The sequence below is a fragment of the Roseibium sp. genome (assembly GCF_965229775.1).
Lineage (GTDB): Bacteria > Pseudomonadota > Alphaproteobacteria > Rhizobiales > Stappiaceae > Roseibium.
The window spans coordinates 2,495,196-2,517,068 of sequence record NZ_OZ245929.1; the positions used below are offsets into that span (position 1 = coordinate 2,495,196).

The 21,873-nt window shown below is 60.3% G+C and carries 22 protein-coding genes; 8 read left to right on the forward strand and 14 right to left on the reverse strand.

Annotated features, from left to right (window positions below; genetic code table 11):
- The first annotated feature begins 51 nt into the window (after nucleotides 1–51).
- Nucleotides 52–465 (forward strand): GFA family protein, encoded by a 414-nt coding sequence (locus tag ACO07N_RS11385; RefSeq protein WP_421981126.1) that lies wholly within the window; start codon nucleotides 52–54, stop codon nucleotides 463–465.
- 160 nt (nucleotides 466–625) lie between these two features.
- Nucleotides 626–1,480, forward strand: a complete 855-nt coding sequence (locus tag ACO07N_RS11390; protein ID WP_421981127.1) for a DMT family transporter — start codon at nucleotides 626–628, stop codon at nucleotides 1,478–1,480.
- Nucleotides 1,481–1,515: 35 nt separating this feature from the next.
- On the opposite strand, the gene ACO07N_RS11395 is transcribed toward ACO07N_RS11390, so the two are convergent.
- The 3 genes from ACO07N_RS11395 to ACO07N_RS11405 all read right to left on the reverse strand — a co-directional run bounded on the left by ACO07N_RS11395 (nucleotide 1,516) and on the right by ACO07N_RS11405 (nucleotide 5,760).
- Nucleotides 1,516–4,773 (reverse strand): EAL domain-containing protein, encoded by a 3,258-nt coding sequence (locus ACO07N_RS11395; RefSeq protein ID WP_421981128.1) that lies wholly within the window; start codon nucleotides 4,771–4,773, stop codon nucleotides 1,516–1,518.
- A gap of 238 nt (nucleotides 4,774–5,011) precedes the next feature.
- Nucleotides 5,012–5,491: a protein tyrosine phosphatase family protein gene (locus ACO07N_RS11400; protein ID WP_421981129.1), complete on the reverse strand. Its 480-nt coding sequence runs from the start codon at nucleotides 5,489–5,491 to the stop codon at nucleotides 5,012–5,014.
- 14 nt (nucleotides 5,492–5,505) lie between these two features.
- Nucleotides 5,506–5,760 carry a DUF1272 domain-containing protein gene (locus ACO07N_RS11405; protein ID WP_421981130.1) on the reverse strand — a complete coding sequence of 85 codons (255 nt, stop codon included), beginning with the start codon at nucleotides 5,758–5,760 and terminating at the stop codon, nucleotides 5,506–5,508.
- A gap of 346 nt (nucleotides 5,761–6,106) precedes the next feature.
- Between ACO07N_RS11405 and ACO07N_RS11410 the strand changes: the two genes are divergently transcribed.
- A complete protein-coding gene (locus tag ACO07N_RS11410) occupies nucleotides 6,107–7,111 on the forward strand; it encodes a GlxA family transcriptional regulator (protein ID WP_421981131.1) in 1,005 nt (334 codons plus the stop codon).
- 222 nt (nucleotides 7,112–7,333) lie between these two features.
- A complete protein-coding gene (locus tag ACO07N_RS11415) occupies nucleotides 7,334–8,170 on the forward strand; it encodes a c-type cytochrome (RefSeq protein WP_421981132.1) in 837 nt (278 codons plus the stop codon).
- A 27-nt stretch (nucleotides 8,171–8,197) separates the two neighbouring features.
- Here ACO07N_RS11415 and ACO07N_RS11420 read toward each other — a convergent pair whose 3' ends face one another.
- The 3 genes from ACO07N_RS11420 to ACO07N_RS11430 all read right to left on the reverse strand — a co-directional run bounded on the left by ACO07N_RS11420 (nucleotide 8,198) and on the right by ACO07N_RS11430 (nucleotide 11,218).
- Complete coding sequence (locus ACO07N_RS11420; RefSeq protein WP_421981133.1) at nucleotides 8,198–8,743, reverse strand: hypothetical protein; 546 nt, start codon at nucleotides 8,741–8,743, stop codon at nucleotides 8,198–8,200.
- A gap of 118 nt (nucleotides 8,744–8,861) precedes the next feature.
- Nucleotides 8,862–10,256, reverse strand: coding sequence for an adenylate/guanylate cyclase domain-containing protein (locus ACO07N_RS11425; protein ID WP_421981134.1), 1,395 nt, complete (start codon nucleotides 10,254–10,256; stop codon nucleotides 8,862–8,864).
- Nucleotides 10,257–10,445: 189 nt separating this feature from the next.
- Nucleotides 10,446–11,218, reverse strand: a protein-coding gene (locus ACO07N_RS11430; protein WP_421980360.1) for an IS5 family transposase whose coding sequence is annotated in 2 segments (ribosomal slippage) — nucleotides 10,446–10,882 and nucleotides 10,882–11,218 — 774 coding nt in all. Because the reading frame shifts where the segments join, the coding sequence is not laid out codon by codon here.
- Between the two features lie 91 nt (nucleotides 11,219–11,309).
- Between ACO07N_RS11430 and ACO07N_RS11435 the strand changes: the two genes are divergently transcribed.
- Entirely contained in the window at nucleotides 11,310–12,380 is a 1,071-nt protein-coding gene (locus ACO07N_RS11435) for a fatty acid desaturase family protein (RefSeq protein ID WP_421981135.1), read from the forward strand.
- A gap of 109 nt (nucleotides 12,381–12,489) precedes the next feature.
- Here the strand turns inward: ACO07N_RS11435 and ACO07N_RS11440 are convergent, their stop codons facing one another.
- Nucleotides 12,490–12,750 carry a hypothetical protein gene (locus ACO07N_RS11440; RefSeq protein ID WP_421981136.1) on the reverse strand — a complete coding sequence of 87 codons (261 nt, stop codon included), beginning with the start codon at nucleotides 12,748–12,750 and terminating at the stop codon, nucleotides 12,490–12,492.
- A 232-nt stretch (nucleotides 12,751–12,982) separates the two neighbouring features.
- Between ACO07N_RS11440 and ACO07N_RS11445 the strand changes: the two genes are divergently transcribed.
- Nucleotides 12,983–13,789, forward strand: a complete 807-nt coding sequence (locus ACO07N_RS11445) for an alpha/beta hydrolase family esterase (protein WP_421981137.1) — start codon at nucleotides 12,983–12,985, stop codon at nucleotides 13,787–13,789.
- Nucleotides 13,790–13,882: 93 nt separating this feature from the next.
- Here ACO07N_RS11445 and ACO07N_RS11450 read toward each other — a convergent pair whose 3' ends face one another.
- The 3 genes from ACO07N_RS11450 to ACO07N_RS11460 all read right to left on the reverse strand — a co-directional run bounded on the left by ACO07N_RS11450 (nucleotide 13,883) and on the right by ACO07N_RS11460 (nucleotide 16,306).
- Nucleotides 13,883–14,305, reverse strand: a complete 423-nt coding sequence (locus ACO07N_RS11450) for a DUF4345 domain-containing protein (protein ID WP_421981138.1) — start codon at nucleotides 14,303–14,305, stop codon at nucleotides 13,883–13,885.
- Nucleotides 14,306–14,330: 25 nt separating this feature from the next.
- Nucleotides 14,331–15,158: an NmrA family NAD(P)-binding protein gene (locus ACO07N_RS11455; RefSeq protein ID WP_421981139.1), complete on the reverse strand. Its 828-nt coding sequence runs from the start codon at nucleotides 15,156–15,158 to the stop codon at nucleotides 14,331–14,333.
- A gap of 143 nt (nucleotides 15,159–15,301) precedes the next feature.
- Nucleotides 15,302–16,306 (reverse strand): AraC family transcriptional regulator ligand-binding domain-containing protein, encoded by a 1,005-nt coding sequence (locus ACO07N_RS11460; RefSeq protein WP_421981140.1) that lies wholly within the window; start codon nucleotides 16,304–16,306, stop codon nucleotides 15,302–15,304.
- A 173-nt stretch (nucleotides 16,307–16,479) separates the two neighbouring features.
- On the opposite strand from ACO07N_RS11460, the gene ACO07N_RS11465 reads away from it, so the two are divergent.
- Nucleotides 16,480–17,328, forward strand: a complete 849-nt coding sequence (locus ACO07N_RS11465) for a hypothetical protein (RefSeq protein ID WP_421981141.1) — start codon at nucleotides 16,480–16,482, stop codon at nucleotides 17,326–17,328.
- Nucleotides 17,329–17,374: 46 nt separating this feature from the next.
- On the opposite strand, the gene ACO07N_RS11470 is transcribed toward ACO07N_RS11465, so the two are convergent.
- The 4 genes from ACO07N_RS11470 to ACO07N_RS11485 are packed head-to-tail and all read right to left on the reverse strand — an operon-like array spanning nucleotide 17,375 to nucleotide 21,499.
- Nucleotides 17,375–18,433, reverse strand: a complete 1,059-nt coding sequence (locus ACO07N_RS11470) for an ABC transporter ATP-binding protein (protein ID WP_421981142.1) — start codon at nucleotides 18,431–18,433, stop codon at nucleotides 17,375–17,377.
- Entirely contained in the window at nucleotides 18,434–19,261 is an 828-nt protein-coding gene (locus ACO07N_RS11475) for a carbohydrate ABC transporter permease (protein ID WP_421981143.1), read from the reverse strand. It abuts the gene before it with no gap.
- Between the two features lies 1 nt (nucleotide 19,262).
- A complete protein-coding gene (locus ACO07N_RS11480; protein ID WP_421981144.1) occupies nucleotides 19,263–20,135 on the reverse strand; it encodes a carbohydrate ABC transporter permease in 873 nt (290 codons plus the stop codon).
- Nucleotides 20,136–20,179: 44 nt separating this feature from the next.
- Nucleotides 20,180–21,499 (reverse strand): ABC transporter substrate-binding protein, encoded by a 1,320-nt coding sequence (locus ACO07N_RS11485; protein WP_421981145.1) that lies wholly within the window; start codon nucleotides 21,497–21,499, stop codon nucleotides 20,180–20,182.
- Between the two features lie 108 nt (nucleotides 21,500–21,607).
- On the opposite strand from ACO07N_RS11485, the gene ACO07N_RS11490 reads away from it, so the two are divergent.
- Nucleotides 21,608–21,862 (forward strand): hypothetical protein, encoded by a 255-nt coding sequence (locus ACO07N_RS11490; RefSeq protein ID WP_421981146.1) that lies wholly within the window; start codon nucleotides 21,608–21,610, stop codon nucleotides 21,860–21,862.
- Nucleotides 21,863–21,873 lie beyond the last annotated feature (11 nt).

A 21,873-nucleotide genomic window follows, 5' to 3' on the forward strand; every position in this document is an offset into this window, starting at 1 on the left:
TCAGCATGGCGCTGCTAAATCAAGGTCAGCGGAACTGGAGAGGAGATACGCGTGCAGAATTCGGATAAGAAAATTTCGGGAAGCTGCTGTTGCGGCGCCGTGCGGTTCACCGTCAAGGGTGCGCCGGGCATGATGGGAACCTGTCACTGCTCGCGCTGCCGGAAATTGGGCGCAACGCCGTTCATATTCGTCAAGCGGGAGCAGTTTGAACTCGTGAGCGGGGAAGCGGAGATTGCCTGCTACCAGCCCGAAGCGCCCTATACCTATATGCGCTCCTTCTGCCGGCGCTGCGGGACAGCGCTCGGGGAACCGCTCTCGGAGGAAACCTCCTTTCCCGTCAACGCGCATTGTTTCGACGATGATCCGGGTGTTCGCAACACGTTTCATGAATTCGTTGCCGAAAAGCCGGCCTGGTATGAAATCTGCGACGGCGCACGGCAATTTCCGGGGCATCCGGAAACCTGACGTCGATGGATATGCGGCGAATTTGTGAAGTTGTCGTGGACGCGGGACGCGTCGCCGGATAACACTTCTGCACGGCCCCATTGATCGGACCGGTCAATGGAGATGCAAGATCGCCCGCCCACCCAACACAGTTCCGTCCAGCTCCGGGCACTTCAACACCATGCGCGGGATCGCGCTCATGGCGCTCGGCATGTTCATGTTTTCCGCCGTCGACACCATGGCGAAATTCCTGACCGACACGATCCATCCGTTCCAGATCGTCTGGTGCCGCCAGCTGGGCCTGCTGCTCGGTGTCTTTGTTCTCATCGGCCTCAAGGGCCGCTCCGTGCTCGTCTCGGCCAATCCCGTTTTGCAGATCGGGCGGGGTGCGCTCGCCGCGGTCTCCGCAACGCTTTTCATAATCGGTGTCAAGTTCGTTCCGCTGGCGGACGCGGTCGCGATCACCTTTGTTGCGCCCTTCATGGTCACCGTGATGGGCGCGCTCATCCTGCGCGAGCCGGTTGGCATCCGCCGGTGGACCGCCGTCATCATCGGGTTCATCGGCACGCTGATCGTGATCCGTCCGGGGCTGGGTGCCCTGCACCCGGCGGCGGGCTTGCTGGTGATTGCCGCCGGGGCCTTCGCGCTCCGCCAGATCCTGTCGCGTATTCTCGCCGGCGGTGACAGCGCCGGAACGACAGTGGCCTATACCGCGATCGTCTCCTGCATCCTGTTGACCGGACCGATGCTCTTTGTCTGGGAGACGCCGGGATCGGCAACCGAAATCCTGCTGCTTGTCACCATGGCCGTTCTTGCGGCAGCCGGGGAAACGCTCGTGATCCTGGCGCTGGATGCCGCACAGGCTGTGGTGGTTGCACCGCTGCAGTATACGCTGTTGATCTGGGGCACGTTCTACGGCTTCGTCGTCTTCGGGCAGTTTCCCGACGGCTGGACCTGGCTCGGTGCCCTCATCATCGTTGCCACCGGCATCTATACGCTCAACCGGGAGCGCCTCGCGCTGCGCAGAAAACGCTGAAACCGGAAAGCCGCACCGGGCATACGGTCCCGGCCCTAAGCGCCGCGAACCAGGCTGTCGGGCGTCTCCAGGTAAGCCAGCAGATCTGAAAACGCCATGGGTCTGGCAAAGTAGAACCCTTGCAGCCGGTCGCAGCCGAGCCGGGTCAGGATCTCGGCCTGCTCGCGCGTTTCCACACCTTCCGCCGTGACGCCCAGCTCAAGGGCCTGGCCGATTTCGATGATCGAACGCAGCAGGCGCAGCCCGCCGCTGCCTTCGGCAACCAGCGAAACAAGCCGCCGGTCGATTTTCAGACGGTCCGGGTTGATCCGCTGCAGCGCAACGACCGACGCGCGCCCGCTGCCGAAATCATCGACTTCGATGCCGATCCCCAGCTCGCGCAGTTGGCGAAGACGGGCCAGGAAATCATCGTCCTGCTCCTCCAGAAAGATGGTTTCCAGAAGCTCGAAACTAATCTGGCCGGCATAGGTGTCCACGCAGTCGCGGATTGTCTTGATTTCGCTGTCGTTGATCCGGTTTTCACTGACATTGAACGACAGCGACAACGGTTCGCGGTATGCGCCGAAGGCCTGCTGGCATTCCCGGACCGCCCGTTCGAAGATCATGCGGTCAATGTCTGCCGCCACATGCAGATCCGTTGCAACCGACAGAAAGGCAGCCGGTGTGAGGATCCCTTTTTCAGGGTGATGCCAGCGCGCCAGCGCCTCGATCCCGACAACCTGCCGGGTCTCGGCATCCACCTGCGGCTGGTAGAAAGGCACGAATTCATCGGTCTCGATCGCACGCAGCAGGTCGTCGGCGACATCCTTCGTGCGCTGCACTTCTTCAAGGTCGGACCGGTCGAAGATGCCGAGTTGCCCGCGTCCGTGCCGCTTGGCCTTGTAGAGCGCGACGTCGGAATTCGTCAGGAGCTGGTCGACATCGGCAAGCGGCGTACGTGCCAGGCCGATCGAGGCACCGAAGCGGCAGATCTTTCCCTCGTAGCGCATCGGGCGCGACAGGTCCTCAAGCAGCACGTTGGCAAGGTTTTCGGGCCGGTTGACGTCGTCGTCGCACACATAGAGCAGCACAACGAATTCATCCCCGCCGATGCGGGCGACGACGTCTTCCGCGTTCACTCTGGCCAGAATGCGCCTGGAGATGTCCAGCAGCACCTCGTCGCCGGCGGCATGACCCATCGTGTCATTGATCTGTTTGAAACGGTCCAGGTCGATATGCAGGGCCGCGATCTCGCCGCCGTGGCTGGAGCGCCGCCGGACAAAGTCCTCGAATTTCTGGGTGAGATAGCGCCGGTTGCCGAGACCTGTCAGGTCGTCGTGAAGCGCCTTGTAGGTGATTTCCTGGTTCGCCTTTTCCAGCCGTGCGGAATACTGCTCCAACGCACGTTGCTGGCGAACGACCTCCGTGATGTTCAGGCGCAGGACGACATATTCGCCCTTTTCGGTACGAGAGCGAACCATGCGGTGATGCTGGTCGTTTGAAAACTCGAAATCCTCGACACCCGGCTCCAGGACATCCGGTGTGCAATACGCCTCGACCCATTCCTCTTCGCGCCCGATGGCCGCCGGGATACGTCCGCATTTCGCCGCCGTGCCGAGAAGGTCTTTCAAACTGGCGCCTGCTTTGATCTCGTCCGGATCGTCCGTCATGGATATCGCGTAGGCCGGGTTCCAGATCACCAGGTTGTGGTTTTCATCGTAGATCGCGAACGGATCGGGATAGGCATTGATTGCCGAGAACAGGCGGTCCTGCGTGGCCTCCAGGGCCCGGCGCTGGCGCACCAGTTCAGTCGTGTCGATGCGGAGCATGACAAGGTCGCCGTTTTCGACGCGTGTCCGAAGCAGCCGGTGATGTACATCCCCGGGAAGTTCCAGGTCCTGAACGGGCTTGGCGACATCGACCTCCTGGTGGTCATCGGACATCCACTCTTCTTCCCGGCCGATCGCGTTGGCGATCTTGCCGGCCTTGATCGCAATGCGTGCGACCAGTGTCCGGTGCATGCCGGCCTCCAGCTCGTCCGGGTCGTTTGTCATCGAAGCCCGATAGGCGTCGTTGCACACGACGAGACAATCGTCGGAATCATAGATGACGAAGGGGGCCGGATAGGCGTTCAGTGCCGCCAGCAGCCGGGCCTGTGCCGCTTCTGCGGTACGCTTCTGCCTGACGAGTTCGGTGGAATTCAGCCGGATGACCACGAAGTCGCCATTCGAGGATCTGGAGCGCAACAGCCGGTGATGAATGTCGCCGTCCAGTTCGACGTCTTCCCAGCCGCTGCCCAGGTTCTCGGGCGTCATGACGCTCTCCACCCAGGCTTCCTCCTGCCCGACGGCATCGGGATACCGCCCGTGTTCAATCGCAAGGCCCAGGACGTCGCGCAGATGCATGCCTTCGGCCAGATCTTCCGGGTTGTCGGTTACGGAAGCGGCGTAGCCGTCGTTCCAGCAGACGAGTTTGAGATCCTTGTCATATATGACGATCGGGTCCGGATAGGCATTCAGGGCCGCGACGAGCCGCGCGTGGGTGCGGTCCGATGCCTGGCGCTCGCGCGTGATCTCGGTCGTGTCGAACCGGATGGCAAGGAGGTCGCCATTCGCGGCCCGGCTGCGCAGGACACGCTGGTAGACATCGCCTGCAAGCTCCAGGTCGGATGTTGGTTCGGACGTTTCGGCCAGTTGGATCTGCTTTTCCAGCCAGGCGTCCTCCTGACCGCGCGCCTCCGCAAATCGGCCGTTTTCAAGCCCGATCCGCAACAGCGCCTCAAGGCTCAGGCCTGCCTTGATGTCACTGGTGGTCTCCGTCAGGGATGCGCTGAAGGCCCTGTTCCAGAAACGAAGCCTCTTGTCCTTGTCGTACAAGGCCACCGGATCGGGAAAGTCCTGCAGCGCCGCCTTGAGACGGTCGTCTTCAAGGTGCATCTCTCCGGTTTGCTCAGGCTCGTCATGCGCAGGGCGTTCGTTGGCGGCGCGGAATGTTGCGCAAATGAAATGGCCGCCGTCTTCCGTGTTCTCGACGGCAACGAAAGACACACTCACCTGCAAGTCCGAACCGTCGGACCGATGGCAGGTGTCTTTCGTGGTCTGCGCCTTGCCGCGCCTGGTGAGGTCTTCCAGAAAGGCGGCGCTGAAACCGCGCGGGCCGGACGGGCTGAAAAGACAGGCCATGTCGCGGCCGACAATCTCCTCCGGCCGGTACCCGAAGAGGTCCGAAAAGGCAGTGTTGACATGAATCAGGGGTGCCGACGGCGCGCCGGGCAGAAGATGCCCGACGGCGACCGCGTCACTCATCAAATCCATAAAATTGGTCTTTAACGCCGCAAATTCCATTCCGCCTCACAACTCAGTATTTGAGTGTAAAGGAACGAAGTTAGATAAACATAAATTTGTGATGTGGCAGGTGCTTAAAGGGAATTCAAATTCAATATATTGTCATTTCTGTCAATATTGTCGATTTAAGCTAGATGTATTGCCTGGTTGCAGCGAAAAATTCATGGTTTTATTATAAATCTTGAATTGCAGCAGCGTAATCTTCAACTCAGTAGTCTTCGCCTGCATATCGGTTCGGTTGATCCAATGCCTTCGGGTCACCTATGAAATCCGCCCAGTCGGCACCGGGTTTCCAAATGCTGTCCATGTTTTCAAAAGCCGTGGCCTCTGCAAGGAGATGACCCGTTCTGGCATAGCGGTAGAAGAATGCGCTGACCCGTGCATTGTAGATGCAATGCACGTGGATTGTTGTGTCCTTCAGATTTTCGAGCGCGTGCCGGAACGCGTCAAAGTCGGCGTCGGTGGGATGGTCGAATTCGACCGGAATGTAGACATATGTCATTCCGAGGCCGGAGACGGTTCCCGGCTCGTCCTCCAGCGCGCCCTTGTTGTGATGAGGACCGAGATTGACGACATGAGTGACGCCCAGAGATTTGATCTCGGCCAGTTCCGCCTCGCTCGGTTGTCCGGACGTTGTAATCCTGCCGGATATCCGCCGCCAGTTCAGGATGTGGGGGAGATCGCGCATGGCACGGGCTCCCGTCAGGCCTGAAGGTCCGCGCATTGCGGATGCGCCTTGGTGAACCGTTTTGTGGAAGCCGGGTTTTTGACAAGGTGTTTCTCGGGCCGCACCGGCCGTTCGACAAAGTTGCCGCCGCAATTGGGGCAGGTGTCCCCGAAGCGGTTTTCAGCGCAGTCGGCGCAGAAGGTGCATTCGAAAGTGCATATGCGGGCGTCGGTTGCCGAAGGGGGAAGATCCTTGTCGCAACACTCGCAATTCGGTTTGAGCAAAAGCATGGGACGTCTCCGTTTTGTTGACCAGTGACCGGTTCGTGCAGCCCTAGGGTACGGACTCATAAATGAAGCCGATTTGGCGGCAGAAATGGCGAAATCTCGCGAGGAAGCGTGTGCAGAGCGGGCTTTATGCCCGGTCAAGCGCGGTGACGCTGCGACGTAAAGCCATTTTGCCGTCCTTCGGATTTGGCCGTTTTGGCCATCTGCATCGTCGCGAAAGGCTTGAAAATGAACCACATTTTCTGCGCTTTCGCTCCTCGCAGTTGGTCAAAACGATCCAAACCAAATTGACTTCATTTATGAGTCCGTACCCTAGACTACTGAATTGTTCCGTGGCATGAATGACAAGATGACCTCGTTTTCTGCCAAAATCGCCGAAACCCGCGCCAAGGCCAGACCGGTGGTGTTCGTCGTCTACCCGGACATCGTCCTGCTCGACCTTGTCGGACCGTTGCAGGTCTTCAGCCACGCGCCGGACCCGCAAACGAAAACCAACGGCTACGGGTGTGCCGTTGTCTCGCTGAATGGCGGCATGGTGACGACGAACACGGTGGTCTCGATCCCGAGCGAACCAGTTTCGCAGTACCTGGACGCCGAGATCCATACGCTGGTCGTCGTGGGTGGGGACGGCGCCAACACGGCCATGCACGACACGCACGTGCTCGACATGGTCAACGCCCTGGCGGAACGGGCACAGCGGGTCTGTTCGGTCTGTTCCGGCGCGCTGGTTCTTGCGGCGGCAGGTCTCTTGAACGGGCGAAGAGCGGTGACGCACTGGGACGACTGTGCAACGTTGGAAGCCGGGTTTCCCGAAGTGAAAGTCGAAATCGACCCCATCTACATCAAGGACGGCAATGTCTGGACCTCTGCCGGCATAACGGCCGGCATCGATATGGCGCTTGCCGTGGTCGCGGAAGATCTCGGCCGGCGCTCGGCGCTGCGCGTCGCAAGGTCCATGGTCACGCACATGGCGCGCGCCGGGGGGCAGTCGCAATTCAGTCCCGTGTTGCGCCGGCAGCTGCTGGATTCGACCGGCCGCTTCGAGGACCTTCATCATTGGGTCGCGGAAAACCTCTGTCGTGATCTGAGGGTCGAGGAACTTGCCGCGAAGATGAACATGAGCGCCCGGAATTTCGCCAGGCTGTACACCGGGCAAATGGGTTTGACACCGGCGAAAGCGGTCGAGGCCATTCGAATAGAGGTGGCCCAGACCCTTCTGGAAACAGGTGAGAAGACCGTCAAGCAGATCGCCGTGCAGTGCGGTTTCAACGACGAAGAGCGCATGCGCCGGGCCTTCATGCGCACACTCAACGTCTCCCCGACGGATTACCGGCGCGGCTTTCGCGCCGACTGACTCGAGGGAAATTCCGCTACGGCAGACTATAAATCAAAATGAATATGAATGAAGTAATACACAAATTCATTTGATGTAAAATTGTAAACGCAAATATATCGACAAATTTACCTATAGATAATTTGGAAAGAATTTATAAAATGATGAAAAAGTAAAGCGTTTTTCGAGGGCTGAATTTGTGAAAATCGCCGGATAGAAGCAAAAAGTCATTGAGGGGGGAATATGTTTAAACAAATACTTGTGATGGCGGCCATTCTGCTGCCGGCTACGGCTTATGCCGAACCGAGCCTGGAACGCGGTGAATATCTTGTGCGGGGCCCTGCCGCCTGCGGCAATTGCCATACGCCCCAGGGGCCGAACGGGCCTGATATGGCCAACGAGCTTGGCGGGTTTCTGGTCGAAAAGAACGACGCGATGGAGGCCTGGGCCGTCAACATCACGCCGGGAAGCCGGGTGGCCGGGTGGAGCGATGAAGAGCTTGCCCGGGCAATCCGCGAGGGCATCCGGCCCGATGGCAGCGTTATCGGCCCGCCGATGCCGATCGGTCTCTACCGGGGGCTCAGCGATGACGACCTCATGTCGATCGTGATGTTCTTGAGGACGGTTCCGGCCAGCGACAACCAGACGCCTCAGTCGACCTACAACTTCCCGCTTCCACCGGCCTACGGGCCTCCGATCGACACGGTGGCGTCGATCCCTCAGGGGGTGACGGTCGAATACGGAGAATACCTGGCCGGTCCGGTCGCGCACTGCATGGAATGTCACACCACCTTCGGCGAAAAGGGGCCGATGTTCGAGACCCATCTCGGCGCGGGCGGCTTTGAGTTTCATGGACCCTGGGGTGTTTCGGTCGCTCCGAACATAACGCCGCATGAAGACGGGATACCCGGCTATTCGGACGAAGAGCTCGCACGGATGATCACGCAAGGCCAGCGGCCCGACGGCAAGCCGATGCTGCCGCCGATGGGCTACGGCTACTACAACACGATGACGCCGGAGGATTTGGCAGCGATCCTGCTTTATCTGCGCCAGATACCGCCCCTGCCGAGCCCGGGCTGATCGTGCCGCTGCAAAGCGGCACGCGGATCACTTGAGCGCGCGCATGCTGCGCAGCGGATCGGATTGCACCGCCACCCGCTGAACGTATTTCAGGTGGCCGACGGCAGGCAGGAATTCCTGGTGCGCGGGCTTGTGCTCCAGGAAGTCCTGCAGCCGCAGCAGGTTGATCGGCTGTTTCTCGATGAGCGCCTTCACGCGCTCGACCGCCTCGTCCAGCGGATAATTGTCTATGAACTGGCAGGCCGTTTGTGTCGGTGTCAGGATATAGAAATCCTGCGCCTGCCTCGGCGCGTAGCGCGTTATGTCGAACGGCGATGCACCGAGGGCATGAAACTTGGGCATCAGTCCGCAAATGCCTGACTGCCCGTGTTTGACAACCGTGCCCGAGGTCTGTCTGTAGCCGAGTTTTTCGAGCCGTTGCACCACATGGCGGCGCATCGCCGGCGACAGCATGTCCGCGTCCGAACGATCGTATTTCAGGTCGTCGAAAACCGACAGAAGCCTGAGACCCGTATCGGCGACGTGGAGATACGGCCCCAGCTTCAAAGGCTCGGTCTGATCGAAAATGTTCAACGCACACATCCGTTCCGAAGCGTGTTCCAGCGGGTGCAGGAACAGCAACGCTCAGTCATGCCTCCTTACCTAGAGCGCAGGTGAGCGTTGAGGAATAGGGGCAACCACATGGTTTGCGTCAAACCGTCCAGACGTCGATTTCGTTCTGCCGTCCGCGCAGCTTGATGGGTTTGCGGTGCGAGAACCTTGTCGCCGGTTCGTCCGCGTCGTCGGACAAGCCCGCCCGGCGCATCAGCTCCTCGCTGACAACGCATTTGCATCCCAGTTCGCGGGTGGAGGCTTCCAGCCTGCTGGCGACGTTGACCGTGTCGCCGACAACGGCAAATTCCAGCCTGCGCGACGGGCCGATATCGCCCAGGATGACCGGTCCGAAATGAACGCCGATCGAGACGTTGATCGGGATCTGTCCCTGTGCTTCCCGTTCCGTGTTGAAGCTCTCGGTTTCCTCGATCAGCTGCAGGGCCGCCTTCAACGCGTTGGCCGCATCGCCCGGGCCGGTTTCCGGCGTGCCGAACGTCGCCATGACACCGTCACCCAGATACTTGTCCAGGGTGCCGCCGTTCTGGAAAATCGAGCGTTCGACGAACGCATGGTAGTGACGGAGCAGCTCCATCACGTCCTCCGGCGAGTGTTCTTCCGCGTATTTGGTGAAGCCGACGATATCGGTGAAAAGAACGGCAACGTCCTGCGTGCGCACCGCACCGATGTCCCGGTCCGTGGACGCAAGGACATCGACGAGGCTGGAGGGGAAGTATCGCGACAGATTTGCGCGCTCGGCGGCGATGTTCGCCTGGCGCATCAGAAGCTGGTTGGACCGCCATCCCTTGATCGCCAGGATCGCGGCGACGATCAGCATGACGACCAGTTCCTGCACGCGCACGCCGGGTTGAACGCTGTTCGGATCCAGTTCGCTTTCGACCAGCGGATACCCTGCAAAGGCACTCGCGGCGGCGGCGGTCAACTCCGGCACCATGTGTCCGAACCACGCCACGCCGAGCGAACCGATCAGCCATAACAGGGCAATCCAGGTGCCCATGGCCCAGACCGTCCGGTAGGAATAAGCCAGGGTGCCAAGTGCGAGGAATATGAAGAAGTAGATGAAATTGTCGAACCGGTACATGAAGGCGGTCGGCACATCCTCGCTCAGGAACGGGTTCGGCGTCACGAACAGGAGCGTCAGCAGGCTCACATCGGCAAAGATCAGGAGAAGCTCGGACTTTGAATAGCCCACACTTGCAAGGCGCAGCTGCAGCCAGCCGAGCGCAATGAACATCAGCAACGTGGCTTCATAGAAGAGTACGCTCGGGCTGAAATTCAGAAACGGCAGCAAAATTCCGATCAGGATAAGCGCGACCGTCCGGGCGATGATCGCCAGCCGGTGTCCCTCCATTTTTTCCTTTTCCAGCGCTTGCGCGAGGAATGGATTTGAAAGGGCCTGCTGCTTTTCTTCTTCCTGCATCCGGCGCAGGCGTTCGAGGAACCTGAGTGGCGGTGGTAGTCTGAGAGCCGGCATGCTCGCTCCGTTTCACGGTCGGTTCGATGGGCGAAGGTTATCACTCAATCGAAGCCGGATTGAAACGATTTCAGCGGTCGAAATTGCAATGGATTTTCGTCCGTTCTGCCGGTGTGTGGACAGCAACCGGTGCGCGCAAACATCGAAGGCCGTCGGAAAATGCTCTAGGTTCTGGTCAGGAATTAAGGATTACCTGATCAGGATATGAATTGCGGCAATCGTCACGAAGCCCATGAAGTTGGCTAAGAGTTTGTCGTAGCGAGTGGCGACGCGTCTGAAGTGTTTGAGCTTATTGAACAAACGCTCTATGGCGTTCCGTTCTTTATAGATTGTCCAGTCACAAGCATGGGGCCGCAGGCGATTGTGGCGTGGCGGAATGACGGGTGTTGCTCCCAAATCAAGAATAGCGTCGTGGAAATGCTCCGCATCGTATGCCCGATCCGCGATAACATAGCCGGGTTTGTAGCCCTTGATCAGCTCAGCCCCGAACAGAACCTCGCCCCGGTGTCCTGGACTGGAGACAAAGCGCAAGGGCAGCCCTAAACTGTCACATACGCCGTGCAGCTTGGTTGTCAGCCCTCCCTTGGAGCGCCCGATACCCTGGGCTTCAGAGCCCCTTTTTTGCGACTTGCGCCGCTGGCGTGTTGATGAACCCGGACAACGGTGGCATCGACACTGAGCCATTCAAAGTCCGCGTCCTCATTCAACGCTTTGAAGATGTTTTGAAAAACGCCTCTTGAAATCCAGTCGTAGTAGCGTTGCTTGACCGTGCCGTAACGGCCATAGCGCTCAGGCAGATAACGCCACTTGGCTCCCGAGCGTGCGATCCACAAGACTGCGTTCAGAAAACGCCGGTTATCCGTTCGTGGACCGCGTTTGCCTCGGCACCCTCCAGGCATCAACGGTGCAAGACGAGCCCATTGAGCGTCCGTCAGTTCATCCTCGTAACGCGTCTCAGACATGACTGATCTCCAAAAATCAGTCTTGAATCTGATTTGCTGCCAAAAGGGAATCCCTATTCGTTAAATCCTGACCAGAACCTAGCGTTCCTGAATGAACAGGGACTACGCACTTGATGGAGAGGCGGCGCGCCTGGCCGTCAGTGAGGGCAGGGCCGGACCGGCCTGGTACCGACCCAGGATCGATCCGGACAGCATCCGCGCCCTGCGCGAAAAGTCGGATGCGATCGCGCTGCGGGACACGGTGCTCTGGCTTGGCCTCATGGTTCTGTCCTGCGGTGTGGCGATCTGGCTCTGGCCGTCCTGGTGGTCCGCTCCTTTCTGGTTTGTCTATGGCGTCTTGTATGGTTCGGCGTCGGATTCGCGCTGGCATGAATGCGGACACAGGACGGCCTTCAAGACGGCCTGGATGAATGCCGTCGTCTATCAGATCGCCAGCTTCATGCTCATCCGCAACCCCGTTGTCTGGCGCGCAAGCCATGTCCGGCACCACACGGATACGATCATCGTCGGCAGAGACCCCGAAATCGTGGCAATGCGGCCGCCCGATCTCATCAGGCTGCTGCTCAATCTGTTCGGGATCGTCGACACCATTTACCTGGTAAGACGCATGTTCCTGCATGCCGGCGGGCGACTTCATCCGGAAGAGAGCACTTACGTGAGCGAAAGCGACCGGGGCAAGGTGTTCCTGATCGCGCGGATCTGGCTTGCGATCTATGTCGCAACGATCGCCCTGAGCATCTGGCTCGGATCAATCCTGCCGCTGATGGTGATCGGCTTGCCGAGACTTTATGGCGCCTGGCATCACGTGATGACCGGCATTCTGCAGCATCTGGGGCTGGCGGAAAATGTTGCCGATCATCGCCTGAACACGCGCACGGTCCTCATGAACCCGGTCAGCCGGTTCATCTACCTCAACATGAACTACCATCTGGAACACCACATGTTCACGATGGTGCCCTACTATCACCTGCCGAAACTGCATGAGCTGATCAGGCACGACGTTCCCGCGCCTGACCCCTCGATTTATGCAGCTTTCCGAAGGCTGGTGCCGGTTCTTGTCAAGCAGCTTCGATACGCCGACGCGGTGATCATTCCGGACCTGCCGGAAGGCGCGACACCTTATGGAAGCGAAGTGGACCGGCTCCGGCCGCACGCTGCCTAGCGCTTTTTCCGACTGATCGGTGCGAAGTCTTCAGGGACTGCGGGCAAATGTCTTAAGAAACGAATTCAACTCCAGGCATCAATCTCTCCCGGAGGCCGGAAAACGCTGCTTACGCAAAAAAGTCATCGAAAAACGGAACGTCCGTATCATGCGGGCGTTCGATGTGCTCATGAGCAATGGTCATTTCTTCGATCCCGATATCCGTTTCCTTGGATGTGTCGCCGGCGGAAAACTCCGGATCGAACTCTTCTTCCGTGTCGCTGTTGTCCGCGTTCTTGAAATTGAAGTTGAACGTGTCGTTGCTTTGGTTGCGATCCAGTTCTTTATAGGTCCATTCGATCTTTTCGTAGTTGAGTGTGACTTCAGACATGGTGTTCTCCTTGCGTGTTCATGACGTAACGTTATGTTGGAGTGCCGTCTTGATCTGTGACCCAAATTACATTGTGACGTTTCGCGTATCAGCAGTGGGGTTTTGACGGGTCGACGTTCCGCACCGCACGAAACGGCTCCAGGGAAGTCAAAGGAACACTCACGGAGTTTTGCCTTGAAGGTGTCCGCTCTCCGGCAAAGGATCGTCCCGGTTTCAATCAGGGCAATTCTGGATGCGTGCGTTTTTTGTGTCGGTCTTCCTGCTTGTTTTTCCGCTGTCCGCTGTTGCCAGCGATCCGGGCAGCCGTGGTGAAGTTCCGGGCGGGTATTACCTTGCCGCCGCGCCCGATGACTGGGACGGCAAGACGCCGCTGGCGCTTGTCGTCTACTTCCATGGCTGGAACAGCTCGCCGGAGGCAACCTTCCGCAACAGGGCGATGGTCAACGGCGTGACCAGCCGGAATGCCCTCTTCGTTGCGCCCTTTGCCGAGCGGGGCTATTGGCGTCAGATCGGGGAAGGCCGCGCGGAACCCGGCCGCGACGAGGCAGCCTTCATTCGCGCCGTCTTGAAAGACGTGCACAGCCGCTGGCCGGTCGATGAGAAAAGGACACTGGCGTCGGGTTTCTCGCGTGGGGCCTCCACGGTGTGGAACATCGCCTGCTACATGGGCGGCGCGTTCCGCGGCTATGCACCCATTGCAGGCGGGTTCTGGCGGTCGAACCCGGAGACCTGCCCGAGCGGGCCGGTCAATCTGCGGCACATTCACGGTCTTGCCGACGGTGTCGTCGCGTTTGAAGAGGTCGGCATCTACAATTCCATGGCGATCACGGACGGAATTGACATTCTTGCCGGGCTGAATGGGGTGTCGGGCGAGAGCCGGCCGGTCGAAAGCGGCGACCGGCGTCTTGACTGCGAGCGTTGGGACAAGAGCCGGAGCCGGCGTGTTCTCGAACTCTGCCTGCACGAGGGCGGGCATTCCATTCCGGCTGAATGGGTCGCCCATGGCCTGGATTGGCTGGATGCCCTGCCGGACGGGTAGCAACGCGGCGCGACGGCAAATCGAACCAAAAGAGCCGAAGCGGCCCGCGTGGCGCGCGATCCGCTTCGAGGCTGTGTATGTTTGGTGGGCGGGTCACACCGCCGGCCGGGAATTTTCCTCCAAAATCGAAGGGCGCCTTGCGCGTTTCAGCGAGAGAGCGCACAGAACGCCGACCACGAGCTCGATCACGAGGGCAAGCAGGATGGCGTCCGAAGGTATGCCATCAAGCACGATGCTCACGATCCGGCCTGCCGCATAGGCAAGAAAAACAGCGGTTCCGAGCGTTGCCGAAAATCGTGTCCAGTCCGCCTTCAGAGCCCCGAGGAAAATCAGGGCTCCAAGGAGCGCGAGGTTTGCACCGGGTGCCCTGACTTCGCTGTAGAAGTCAGCGCCGGCCGGAAGCACGATCCCGTAGGAGACATAAAAGGCGTCGGGTGCGAACGTGATGGCCGCGCCGATCCCGAGGGCGAGCACGCCTGCAACAGCAAGCGTCAATCGCGTGACGTGCGCGTTCATGTCGATCTCCTTTGCGGCTTCGGGCTCAGGCTGCAGTGGACCAGGCACCGGCCCGAGCGGCCTTTGCGGCGAATTCTGCGAAATCGCGAGGCTTGCGGCCGAGGGCGCGTTCGACACCGTCTGTCACGTGGGCGTTGCGCCCGTCGAGCGTTTCGCGCGCTATTGCCTCAAAGATATCTGCAATGAACGGTCCGGCAGCCTCTGCGACCCCTGCCCGGAATTCTTCGAAGCTGATTGGGATGTGCCTGACCGGATGCCCGGTCGCCGCACCGAGTTCAGCAGCCATTTGCGCGAAGGACATGAGCCTCGGGCCGGTCACTTCATAGAGCTCTCCCAGGTGCCCGTCCTCCGTCAGCGCCGCCACCGCAACATCGGCGATGTCGTCGATATCGATGATCGGCTCGAGAATGTCGCCGCCGGGCATCGGCAGGACACCATCCAGAACGGGATCACGAAGATAGCCTTCTGAAAAATTCTGCGCGAACCAGGCGGCGCGGACGATCGTGTAGTCGACACCGGAGGCACGGATCACGTCCTCGCCGAGCCGTGCATGGTGTTCGCCGCGCCCGGTCAGCATGACCAGGTGTTCGACACCGGCTGCCTTTGCGGCTGCGGCAAGGGCCTCGACTTTTTCCACGGCGCCCGGAATGGCGATGTCCGGAAAATAGGTGACATAGGCGCTGATGACACCGTCGAGGGCCGCGTTCCATGTTTCCGGCCTGTCCCAGTCGAATGGAATGGCGGCACCGCGTGAACCGCGCCGGACGGGGACGCCCTTCTGATCGAGGATGCTGGCGACGCGCGAGCCGGTCTTGCCGGTCGCGCCGATAACGAGGGTGGGTCTGGTCTGCATTTGGTCTCTCTCTTGGTTGAAGCGATGACCCTAGAGATAGAAAACCGGATGCCCGGGGTATTGACCGCGTGTGCCACAGTTTTGATCCGCCGCGCCAATCCTGCGTGCCAGGTCACACGCATGGCTCCCTGTCGCGGCTGGCGTCAGCCGTGCTGGACGGCGCGCCGGAAGTTGGCCGGCGTTTCGCCGCGCCAGCGCTTGAAGGCGCGCGTGAAGGCGCTCTGTTCGGCAAAGCCGGTCAGAAACGCGATCTCGGCAAGCGCATAGTCCGTGCGCCGGAGCAGCCGGACGGCCAGGTCCTGGCGGGCCTCGTCGACGAGATCCTGGAAGGCGTGGCCCTGTGCCGCCAGCCGACGCTGCAGCGTCCGGGCGCTCAGGCCCAGGCGGCCGGCGACATCGGCAACATTCGGCACGCCTTCGCTCAAGGCCCGGGACACGAGACTGCGCACACGGCCATCGAGTTCCTGCGCCTCGGGCAGCTCCGCGATTTCCTTTTCCATATGGGAATCAAAGAACGCGGAAATGCTTGGGTCGCCCAGCTTGTTCGGCGCGAACAGATAATCCCTCGACACTTCGATGGCATCGCGATCGGCCCCATAGTGGACCGGGCAGCCGAAATAGCTTTCATGCGCGGAGATATCGTCCGGGGCGGAATGCTTGAAGTAGACGGCGTCCGGCGAAAATGGCCCCTGCGCCACTTCCCTGCTGATCTGCGTGACCGCGACGATGGTCTGTTCGTTCGACAGGCGCATGCCGAGATGGCGCGCGCCGGTACGGTTGAGGGTCATGAAGAACCGGCCGTCTTCCGCGACGCATTCATAGGTGGACACGCTGGTCAGCACCCGCGCATAGCGTTCCGCGCGCTGGTAGGAACCGCGCAGGTCGATCGCCGATTTCCAGGCCAGCCCGAACGCGCCGTAGTCGTCGCAGCGCATGGAAGAGCCGACGCGGATCGGTACGGACGCTCCGTGCGGATCCTCCCTAACGACCCGCTCGCACAGTGCGTAGTAGTCCGTGTCCGGCACCATCTGCTTCGGATCGACAGGTGCATCTGGATCAACGCCGACCGACTGAAAAAGCACGCGCCTGCGCGCGCCCCCGTTAGGGTCCGCCGCGGTCACCGCATCAATCACCTTTTGCGCGAACAACGCCGATATCTGTCCCATGGCGGAAAGTATAGCGGAGGGAAAGGAAACTTCGAGATAGGCGGATGCATGCTGACTTGAGTGACACGGCAAAATGAGAAAAATCACTCTGCGGCCTCGACACATGTCGCATGTCGCGCCTTTGAGGTATGCTTCGTTGAAAAGGAGAATCTCAAGTGTCAGTTGCGAAACCACGCGGTGCAGCGCAGCGGGTTTTCCGCTTGAACCGGCAACTGGTGTGCCTGGCAGGGCTGTTCGCGCTGCTCGTGTTCGCCGCGCATTCGGACGCCGTAGGCCAGGACAAGTTCATTTTCGAGGCCGACAACAGCGGACTTCCCTTCGCGCCGCATGGATTTGGCGCCGTGTCCAATTCGAGGCAGCCGGGTCCGGACGTTCTCGGCGCAGAGGGTCAGGGCGATTATTCGGCGTATCTGAGTTCGTTTTCGCTGGTGACGCCGGAAAAGGATCTGTCCGGTCTCTGGACGGTTTTTCGCGTCACCCAGGTCATGTGCCGCGCGCTTTACCGTGGCGAGAAGAACCTTGTTGAAGCGGCACCAAAGGGGTTCGTCATCGCCCGTGACGACATTCACGGCTTGGGTTTTGAAAGACCGGGATGGAAGGGAGAATCGTTCGCCGTCACCAGAACCGGAGACAGTGAACGCGACGCCGCCGGCGGTCATCCATTCTGGAATGTGAGTTACGATGATGCGGGCCGTCTCGAATCCTGCGGCGTTGAGCTTGTCTCGATGACGCAAGAAGCGGACGCTGCCGGGCAAGACCCGGAGTACGATGCCGCTGTCCGCTTTCTTTACATTGGCATGCCTCAGATTTTTTTCGGGATCATCACCGAGCCGGTCATGGCCGGTGTCCACCCGCCCGGTCCCGGCGATGCAATCACGGTGATGGCTCCCTGTGGCGGCGCATGGTGCCGGATCTCGACCCTTTACCAATTCAGCCCGGAGCGCTGGTACGTGAGTTCAAGGATCGGGTTCGGCAATCCGCTGGGGCTCGAACAAACACCCTAGGTGCGGAATCCAAAAAGGCTGTTCACGTTCAGCACGCCGCCTTGTGTCAAAGCCGTATTCGCTTCTCGCTCTTCGGATCGAAGAGATAGAGATGATCCGGGTTGAGGCTGAGGCCGACGATGTCGTCCTGGTCCTTGCGCAGGTGCCGGTCGCCGCGGGCGATCACCCGCTGTTGGCCCCACTCGACGGTCAGGAAAGAAGCCTCACCGGTGTTTTCAAAGGCATAGATCGGCGCGTCGATATCCCCGGCGCCCGCCTCGTGCACGTTGATGTCGTCCGCGCGCACGCCCAGGACGACATCGTCCCTGTCTCCGGTTGCGATCGGTGCGAGGCGCAGGCCGTTTTCGGTGAGGAAGTGACCGCCCCTGACGCTGCCGCGCACGAGGTTCATTGCCGGAGAGCCGATGAACCCGGCAACGAAGAGATTGGCCGGGTCGTTGTAGATCTCGTCCGGCGTTCCAAGCTGCTGGATAATCCCGTGCTTCATCACGGCAACCCGGTCGGCCAGCGTCATCGCCTCGATCTGGTCATGGGTGACATAGACGGTCGTCACTTTCAGTTCCCGGCTGAGATGTTTCAGTTCGGCGCGCATGGTCACCCGCAGCTTGGCGTCGAGATTCGACAGCGGCTCGTCCATCAGGAACACTTTCGGCGTGCGCACGATGGCGCGGGCGAGCGCGACGCGCTGGCGCTGGCCGCCCGATAGCGCCTTGGGCTTTCGGTCGAGAAACTGGGTCAGTTCCACCTGCTCTGCCGCGCGCTCCACCCGGGGGCGGATTTCGGCCTTCGGCGTGCCGCGCACCTTCAGCGGGTAGGCGATGTTGTCGAATATGGTCATGTGCGGATAAAGGCCGTAATTCTGAAAGACCATGGCAACGTCCCGGTCCTTCGGCAGGTCGTCATTGACGACCCGGTCCCCGATCCGGATCTCGCCCGAGGTCGGTTCCTCCAGCCCGGCGATCATCCGCATGGTTGTCGTCTTGCCGCATCCCGACGGCCCGAGCAGCACCAGGAATTCCTTGTCGTGGATGTCGAGGGACTGGTTGTCAACGCCGACAAAGTCGCCCCAGCGCTTGGTCAGGTTCTTGAGGATCACCTCAGCCATTTACCGCACCGCTCCCATGGTCATGCCCTGTACGAAATATTTCCGGATGATGAGCGCCAGAATGAACATCGGCGCCATGATGATGATCCCTGCGGCGGACAGGAGGTTCCAGAGGTCGCCTTCCTCGCCCTTGAACAGCGCCAGCCCGATCGGCAGCGTCACCGCGTCCTTGTTGGTGAGAATGAGCGCGAACAGGAACTCGTTCCACGCGATGATGAAACAGAAGATCGCCGCGGTGAGCAGCCCCGGCGCCGCCATGGGCAGCACGATGTTGCGGATCACCTGGAGCCGCGAGGAGCCGTCCACCATGGCGGCCTCCTCGGTATCCATCGGGATCCCGTCGATGAACCCCTTGATCATCCAGATCGCGAAGGGCATCACGATGGCGAGGTTCACCAGGATCAGGCCGAGGCGGGTGTCCAGGAGCCCGATATCGCGGAACATGACGAAGAACGGCAGGATGATCACGACTGCCGGGACGAACTGGGTCGCCAGGATCATCACCAGCATCGTCGTCTCGCCGCGCAGGCGGAACCGGCTGAAGGAATAGGCGGCACAGGTCGCGATCGGAATGGCGAAGACCACCGTGACGAAGGCGACCACGGTGGAGTTGTAGAGCTTTTCGCCGAGCCGGTAGGGGTCATCGAAAACGGTGCCGAAATTCTCCAGCGTCGGCCGGAAGAACAGTTTGAGCTGGTAGACGTCGACGTGCGTCTTGAACGCCGCCAGGAAGATCCAGACGATCGGAACCAGCATGATGAAGGTGGCGATCAGGATGAGGGTCAGCTGAACCGCGTTCCAGAACTGTTTGCGTTGCCTGCCGGTCATGTCAGTCCTTCCGGAAAACGTATCTCGCGTAGAGATATGTCAGGAGGATCATCGGAATGACCATCAGCCAGGCGACGGACGCCGCGTATCCGATCTGGCCGTATTTCATCCCGTTGAAATAGATGTAGTGGCTGAGCGTCTGGGTGGCCGTTCCCGGCCCGCCATTGGTCAGCATGAAGATCTGGTCGAAGGTCTTGAGCGAGAAGATCGATTTCAGGATGATCACGACCGCGAGCACCGGGGCGAGCTGCGGCAGCGTGATGTCCCTGAAGACCCGCCACCCGGATGCGCCGTCGACCTGGGCGGCCTCGATCGTGTCCTGCGGGACGGAAGCCAGCCCCCCGATCAGGACCAGCGTCAGGAAAGGGATCCAGCCCCAGACATCGGCCATGACGCAGACCGCGAAGGCAAGCGTCGGGTCGGCGAGCCAGCTGACATCGGCCAGCGGCGGCATTACCGCGCCGAAAAAGGCGTCGAACAGCCCGAATTCCGGATTGAACATGAAGCGGAACGAGACCCCGATAAGCGCCGGCGACATCGCAAACGGCAGGATCAGCAGCGTTTGCACGCCCGAGCGCAGCCGTCCGCCGGGAGCCAGCAGAAGCGCCAGCCCCAGTGCCAGCAGCGTCGTCAGACCCACCGTGAGGAGGGTGTAGATGCCGGTGACCCAGACCGAATTCCAGAAGGCGGGCTCTTCAAAGAAGGCCCAGGTATAGTTTTCCAGGCCGATATACTGGTCGAGCGAGCCGGGCCGGTTCAGCCGCCCGACGGTTGCCGACAGGCGTGCGCTCTCCATCAGCGGCCAGATCGCGGTCGCAAAAACCACCATCACTGCCGGAAGCACCAGCACGTATTTGAGTGTGTTGTCGCGCATGGGATTGCGTGCCCCCCTCCTGGGCGGAGAGGGGCTTTCGGACCTTACTGGATGCAGCCGGAGCGGCGAAGGACGCGGGTCGCCTGCTCGGCGGCGCCGGTCATGAGTTCGCGGACGTCTCCGCCTGCCGCAGCTTCCGCGATGGCCGCTGACAGGAGGTCGCCGACCTCGGGCCATTCGGCGATTTGCGGCATGATGTCGGACTCCTTCAGGGAATCCCATGCAGCCGCCTGGATGCCGTCATTGGCGGCGTTCACATCCGGATCCTGCAGCGAGGAGATGTGCGTGACCACGTTGTTGACGATCGGCTTGCCGGCAACTTCTCGCTCAACCGCGTTGGCCTTGTCCATCTCCGGGTTGGAAAGCCACTTCATGAACTCCCAGGCCGCATCCTTGTTCTTGGAATACTCGGAGATCGAGAACGGCATGGAAATGGCGTAGGTTTTCGTGGCGCCCTGATAGGAAGGCATGCCAGCGAAAGCGACCTGGTCCTTGGTCAGCGTGCTGGAATCCGGATTATGGAAACCGGAATACGCCCACCACCAGACGGGGATCATCGCGGATTTGCCCTGCATGAACGACTGGCGTGCGTCCTGTTCGACAAAGGCCACGGAATTCGGATTGGTGACTTCATGCACCGTGTGCAGGGCGATGTAGTCTTCCGTTGCCTTCAGGGCTTCCTCCGTGGTCCAGGCCGGTGTGCAATTGTCGTTGAAGACATCGCCGCCGGCGGCCCACAGGAAGTTCAGCCAGATGAACAGGTTCTGCCTGTTGCCGTCATTGTTGAAGTAGAGCGCGAGCGGCGCGATGTCCGGATTGCTTTCCTTCAGCTCCTTGCCGATGCGAACCACGTCCTCCCAGGTCTTGGGCGGTTCGGAAATGAGATCCGCGCGGTAGAACATGAGCTGGGGGTGGGCGCGCAGCGGAAAACCGAGGGTCTTGCCCTCGAACTGGGCCGACCTTGCAAACGCGGCCGGGTAGCGGTCCATCGAGATGCCGTCGCGCGCCATCAGCTCGTCGATCGGCATCAGCCAGTGCGCGTTGGGCGGTCCCCAGCTGTCGAGATAGTTGACCACGTCGAAGGTGCCGTTCGCGGCGATACCCTCGGCGTTGATTTTCTCCTGAAGGCTGCCGAAGGGAATGAAGGTCCACTCGGTTTCGATACCGGTCAGTTCGGTGAACTCGCCGTCGCGCAGCATCAGCCCGTCGAATTGGGGCGTGACGACGCTCAGGATGTTCAGCTTGGTACCGTCGAATGGTTTGCCGGCCGTCAGGCCGTGGGGCAGGTCTTCGGCAGTGGCCTGAGGCACACTCCATGCCAGTCCCGCGGCCGTCACTGCCGCAAGAAGTGTCCGTCTGTTCATTGTTCAGTTTCCTCCCAGGATCGTGCGGTTGACCGCAATTTCCAAAGGCAGGGTAGCACGTTTGCATACGAATGCAAAAAAGATTTACCTTAGGGTATGGACCCATAAATGAAGCCGATTTGGCGGCAGAAATGGCAAAACCGCGCGAGGAAGCGTGCGCAGAGCGGGCTTTATGCCCGGTCAAGCGCGGTGACGCTGCGAGGTGAAGCCATTTTGCCGTCCTTCGGATTTGGCCGTTTTGACCATCTGCCGCGTCGCGAAAGGCTTGAAAATGAACCACATTTTCTGCGCTTCCGCTTCTCGCAGCTGGTCAAAACGATCCAAACCAAATTAACTTCATTTATGGGTCCGTACCCTCGGTAATCCATTGTGCA

What these genes read in the sequence shown, in the direction of transcription:
- ACO07N_RS11390 (WP_421981127.1), top strand. Translation starts at nt 626, where the DNA reads ATGCGCGGGATCGCGCTCATGGCGCTCGGCATGTTCATGTTTTCCGCC.
- ACO07N_RS11395 (WP_421981128.1), bottom strand. Translation starts at nt 4,773, where the DNA reads ATGGATTTGATGAGTGACGCGGTCGCCGTCGGGCATCTTCTGCCCGGC.
- ACO07N_RS11400 (WP_421981129.1), bottom strand. Translation starts at nt 5,491, where the DNA reads ATGCGCGATCTCCCCCACATCCTGAACTGGCGGCGGATATCCGGCAGG.
- ACO07N_RS11405 (WP_421981130.1), bottom strand. Translation starts at nt 5,760, where the DNA reads ATGCTTTTGCTCAAACCGAATTGCGAGTGTTGCGACAAGGATCTTCCC.
- ACO07N_RS11410 (WP_421981131.1), top strand. Translation starts at nt 6,107, where the DNA reads ATGACCTCGTTTTCTGCCAAAATCGCCGAAACCCGCGCCAAGGCCAGA.
- ACO07N_RS11415 (WP_421981132.1), top strand. Translation starts at nt 7,334, where the DNA reads ATGTTTAAACAAATACTTGTGATGGCGGCCATTCTGCTGCCGGCTACG.
- ACO07N_RS11425 (WP_421981134.1), bottom strand. Translation starts at nt 10,256, where the DNA reads ATGCCGGCTCTCAGACTACCACCGCCACTCAGGTTCCTCGAACGCCTG.
- ACO07N_RS11435 (WP_421981135.1), top strand. Translation starts at nt 11,310, where the DNA reads ATGAACAGGGACTACGCACTTGATGGAGAGGCGGCGCGCCTGGCCGTC.
- ACO07N_RS11440 (WP_421981136.1), bottom strand. Translation starts at nt 12,750, where the DNA reads ATGTCTGAAGTCACACTCAACTACGAAAAGATCGAATGGACCTATAAA.
- ACO07N_RS11445 (WP_421981137.1), top strand. Translation starts at nt 12,983, where the DNA reads ATGCGTGCGTTTTTTGTGTCGGTCTTCCTGCTTGTTTTTCCGCTGTCC.
- ACO07N_RS11450 (WP_421981138.1), bottom strand. Translation starts at nt 14,305, where the DNA reads ATGAACGCGCACGTCACGCGATTGACGCTTGCTGTTGCAGGCGTGCTC.
- ACO07N_RS11455 (WP_421981139.1), bottom strand. Translation starts at nt 15,158, where the DNA reads ATGCAGACCAGACCCACCCTCGTTATCGGCGCGACCGGCAAGACCGGC.
- ACO07N_RS11470 (WP_421981142.1), bottom strand. Translation starts at nt 18,433, where the DNA reads ATGGCTGAGGTGATCCTCAAGAACCTGACCAAGCGCTGGGGCGACTTT.
- ACO07N_RS11475 (WP_421981143.1), bottom strand. Translation starts at nt 19,261, where the DNA reads ATGACCGGCAGGCAACGCAAACAGTTCTGGAACGCGGTTCAGCTGACC.
- ACO07N_RS11480 (WP_421981144.1), bottom strand. Translation starts at nt 20,135, where the DNA reads ATGCGCGACAACACACTCAAATACGTGCTGGTGCTTCCGGCAGTGATG.
- ACO07N_RS11485 (WP_421981145.1), bottom strand. Translation starts at nt 21,499, where the DNA reads ATGAACAGACGGACACTTCTTGCGGCAGTGACGGCCGCGGGACTGGCA.
- ACO07N_RS11490 (WP_421981146.1), top strand. Translation starts at nt 21,608, where the DNA reads ATGAAGCCGATTTGGCGGCAGAAATGGCAAAACCGCGCGAGGAAGCGT.